Source organism: Bacillus sp. 05T31, from assembly GCF_056396725.1.
In genome coordinates this window covers 1-4,189 of the sequence record NZ_JBFTMA010000540.1, presented here as the reverse complement: position 1 = coordinate 4,189, position 4,189 = coordinate 1, and the positions used below count along the sequence as shown (strand labels likewise).

The 4,189-nt window shown below is 30.2% G+C and carries 4 protein-coding genes; all 4 read left to right on the top strand.

The window, feature by feature from the left end; translation table 11 throughout:
- The first annotated feature begins 1,066 nt into the window (after positions 1–1,066).
- Positions 1,067–1,318, top strand: coding sequence for a response regulator transcription factor (locus AC1DJR_RS23765; protein ID WP_377954708.1), 252 nt, complete (start codon positions 1,067–1,069; stop codon positions 1,316–1,318).
- Positions 1,293–2,822, top strand: coding sequence for a peptidase domain-containing ABC transporter (locus tag AC1DJR_RS23760; protein ID WP_477003655.1), 1,530 nt, complete (start codon positions 1,293–1,295; stop codon positions 2,820–2,822). Before AC1DJR_RS23765 ends, AC1DJR_RS23760 begins: the two co-directional genes overlap by 26 nt.
- A 92-nt stretch (positions 2,823–2,914) precedes the next feature.
- The gene (locus tag AC1DJR_RS23755; RefSeq protein ID WP_477003654.1) at positions 2,915–3,112 is read left to right on the top strand and encodes a hypothetical protein; all 198 of its coding nucleotides are present in this window, start codon (positions 2,915–2,917) and stop codon (positions 3,110–3,112) included.
- The coding region (locus AC1DJR_RS23750) for a S8 family serine peptidase (RefSeq protein WP_477003653.1) at positions 3,093–4,189 on the top strand (1,097 nt) is incomplete at its 3' end. The genes AC1DJR_RS23755 and AC1DJR_RS23750, both read left to right, overlap by 20 nt.

Here is a 4,189-nt window from a genome sequence, read left to right as displayed (position 1 = left end):
CATCAAGTCAATGATATTCAATCGTTTCTGAAGTAATTATGTTACTTAGGATTTTTATAATAGGTATTAAAGAAAAATATTTTACATTAAAAGGTAATAGGAGTTGTGTGATTTTGGAGTAATAAAAGTGCATTCAACAATGTCAATTAATGATTATATTTTAAGAATAGTGAAAGGTTTTATAGGACTTGAAAAGTTGAATATAAGTGTGGTATTAAAATATTTAAATGGATAATTACACCTTAATTGGAATATAAATACATAAAGGGGGAGGAAACTCTAGCTTTAAAATATGAATTAGTCGTACTCTTATACCTTGAAAAAATATGCAATTTTGCATAGTTAAATTTTACTAAATAGTATTTTGAATAAATTTACATACCGTAATAAGGCTTAAAGTCAAGAGATTGAATGGAGAGAAACTATAAGTTTACAATAGAACCAAATGTTCTATTTTTTGAGGATGAACACGGTTATATTAATTAAAATATATGAATTGTAAATTAAACATAAAGCTAGGCCATTAACACATTCAGGGCGTTTAGTGTATGGTTTAAATTGGATGAAATTTAATGAAAAAGGAATAGATGAAAAAATATTCCGGTTAATAGAAATTATAAAAAAGAAAAAGAAAATAACAAATAAAATAATCAAGATTACCTTATATATTATTTTCCGGATATATATAATATATATCCATAAAAACCAATATTTGTATTTGTGGTGAAAATCACCCTCTTCCCAAATTATAGATTTAGTAGTATTATTTGCTAAGAGATAAATTGGATATTATTTACTTTTAAAAGAGGTATCGAAGCTTGTTTTTAGAACTCGAGTTCTATATCTATCTAACATTTGATTAATCTGAAGAATAATTCAATACCAGAAATAATTAATGCGCTATTAAATTCTTAAGTTAATGAATTATTTTCATTTACAGAAAAATAATTTATTGCGCAAATTTTAAGGGGGGTGTATTTATCGTTAAATCCACATTTCTTAATATAACACAACTTAGTTTAAAGGACATTCATTGCAAAAAAGTATTACTGGAAGGTGAATTAAAATGGAAAAATCGTTATGTGATCAAGAAAAAAAAGTAGCCATTCTTATTGCACACGGTTATAAGGATGTAGAAATCGCACAAAAACTATTTGTTAGTAGAAGAAGAGTAGGGGTTATTATTTCATCAATTAAGTTGAAATGTGGAATATCTTCTCGAGTTCAGATAGGAATTCTTGCCTATCATCGTGGATGGTTAGAATTTGAAGAAATTATGAGGAATGATGATTATGCGCAAAAGAGTGCCTTATATTGAACAAATGGAACACAGCGAGTGTGGTTTAGCTTGTTTGGGGATGGTATTAGGTTACTACGGTTATAATGTAACGTTATCTGAATTGAGAAACAAATTCGGCACATCCAAAAAAGGCACTTCCCTTTATCATTTGATAGAGATGGGAGAAGAAACTCACCTTAAGGGAAAAGTCTATAAAGCAGATTGCGATGCATTAAGTCAAATTTCATGTCCTGCAATACTCTTTTGGGAAAATAAACATTATGTTGTTCTTGAGAGCATTAATAAAAGCAATTTTTCTATTGTTGATCCTCTTAATGGGAGACGGAAAGTTAGTCCGGAAATATTTAAGAGTTCTTATTCTGGATATGTTTTGAAATTTGAAACAGATGAAAAATTCGTTACAAAAAAGAAGGAATTAAAACTCAACTTTCTTTTACAACATATCTTAATGCATAAAAATATACTGATAAGTATAATGTTGGTGGCATTCTTATTACAAGGTATTGGGCTAGTCATTCCTAAAGTAACTCAATGGATTGTTGATAAGATCATTTTACCTAATAATGCAGAATACACCAGTATTCTGGGGGTAAGTGTGCTTGGTCTATTTTTGTTTTACCAAGTATTCTCTATTCTTCGAGGGTATTTAATTACTATTCTTCAAACCCGCATGGATTCTTCAATTATGTCAGCTTTTATTTCTAAATTGTTTAGTCTTAAATATTCATTTTTTGAAGCTAGAACAAGTGGAGAACTTATATACCGAGCTAATTCAAATGTAATAATTAGACAAATTCTCTCTTCTCGTATGATTTCTCTGATTATTGATATGGTCTTAATTATTGGATACGCAATAATGATGTTCTGTATTCAATGGAAATTAGGTTTGTTAGTAGTATCATTATGCAGTATTATTACAGGCATCACACTTCTAAGTACTCGTTTGATTAAGAAGCTATCAGATCAAAATCTTGTTGTACAAACCAAAACACAAAGTTACTTAACAGAGAGTATTCATGGAATTTGTGATATTAAAATTTTAGGTGCTGAAARAAAAGTTTTTAATCACTGGCATCAGTTATTTCATAATCAATTAAAAGCTTCTCAAAAGCAAAATTTTCTTTCTACTACTCTAGAATCTTTTAGTAGTGGAATTCAATTTATTACCCCTCTTATATTACTTTGGGTAGGATCAATATTTATATTAAAAGGAGAATTTACAATAGGAGAACTCCTTGGGTTTTCGGCACTTGCTACATCGTTTATGGTACCAATTGTTTCTATGGGAAACACGTATTCTCAATTGTTACTATTAGTGGCTTATATACAGCGCTTACAAGATGTAATGGAAAGCGAATCAGAGAGTATAGATGGACACAAGGTTAAAAATATTCAAGGCGAAATTGAATTTAAAGATGTTTCATTTAAATATGATCATTTTGGAAGTGAAGTTATTTCTAAAATTAATTTAAGGGTTAAAGCAGGAGAAAAAATTGCTATTGTTGGTTCATCCTTCTTTTAGCGCGCGCTTTAGCTAATGAACCAAAAATATTAATTTTAGATGAGGCAACTTCAGCTCTAGATAATCTTTCTGAATCAAGAGTTCAACAAAACTTGAGAACGTTAGACTGTACGCAGATTATCATTGCTCATCGATTATCTACAGTTAGAGATGCGGATCGAATTATTGTTTTAGAGGATGGGGAAATCCAAGAAATAGGAAATCATCAAGAGTTGTTAAAAAGAGAAGGTATATATTATCAACTATATACAATTCAAGAGGAGAATCAAAATGAAGAATTGGCAATCTAAATTAGGAACAATAATTGTAATTTTAACTACTGTTATACTATTTACATTTACTTTTAATAAGTCCAGTAATGCAGAGAGTGAAAATGATCAACTATTTATGTTTACTGATTCAAATACTTCAGTAGAGGTAAATCAATTTATTAAGGAAAAATACCCAAGTGTAAAGAGTACGGTAATTCCTGAAATTGCGATGGTTAAGCTTGAAGATACCGATAATGGCCAGCATATAAAAGCGAGCCATGAAATTAAGGAAAAGTTTCATAATAAAATTGAATCTACTGGACCAGAAAGTAAAATAATCGACCCTAAAGAAAATAATTTAAACTCTATTATTAGTGAAAATGAGATTATTCCTACTATAATTCCAAATATAGAAGAAAAGGCAAAATTATACCAAGAATTAGGATGGGATATAAAGAAAATCACTGAAGATGGAAAAAGTTTTAAAAAACAAAAAGGTAATCATAATGTAAAAGTAGCAATTATTGATAGCGGTATTGATTTTAACCATCCAGATTTAAAAGAAAATATTATTTCTAAAGGAAAATCATTTGTTCCCAATGTCGATAATACGGATGACCACATGGGGCATGGTACTATGGCAGCTGGTTCTATAGCAGCTAATGGAAATATGTTAGGAGTTGGACCAGAGTTAGGCATTATTCCTTATAAAGTTATGGATAATTGGCAAGATGGGGCTGAATCAGCTTGGGTTACACAAGCAATTATTGCAGCTACAAAAGATGGAGTAGACGTTATTAATTTGAGCTTAGGGACGTACAAATCATTGGAAAAGCCAGAAGATCGTGTAGTGGTAGAATCTTATAAACAAGCTGTTAAATATGCTCATAAACACGGCGTTATTGTAGTGGCTAGTGCAGGCAATGAAAGTTTGGATAATAATAACCCAACCTTTATAGCAGAAAAACGAGGTTTTTCTGATGATAAGCAAGTACATCTTCCAGGTGGTGGGCTTCCATCATTAATTACTGTTTCAGCTACTGATAAAAATGATTTACTAGCATCTTATTCAAACTATGGTGGGGTTTCTGTAGCTGCTCCTGCTGGAGATTATGG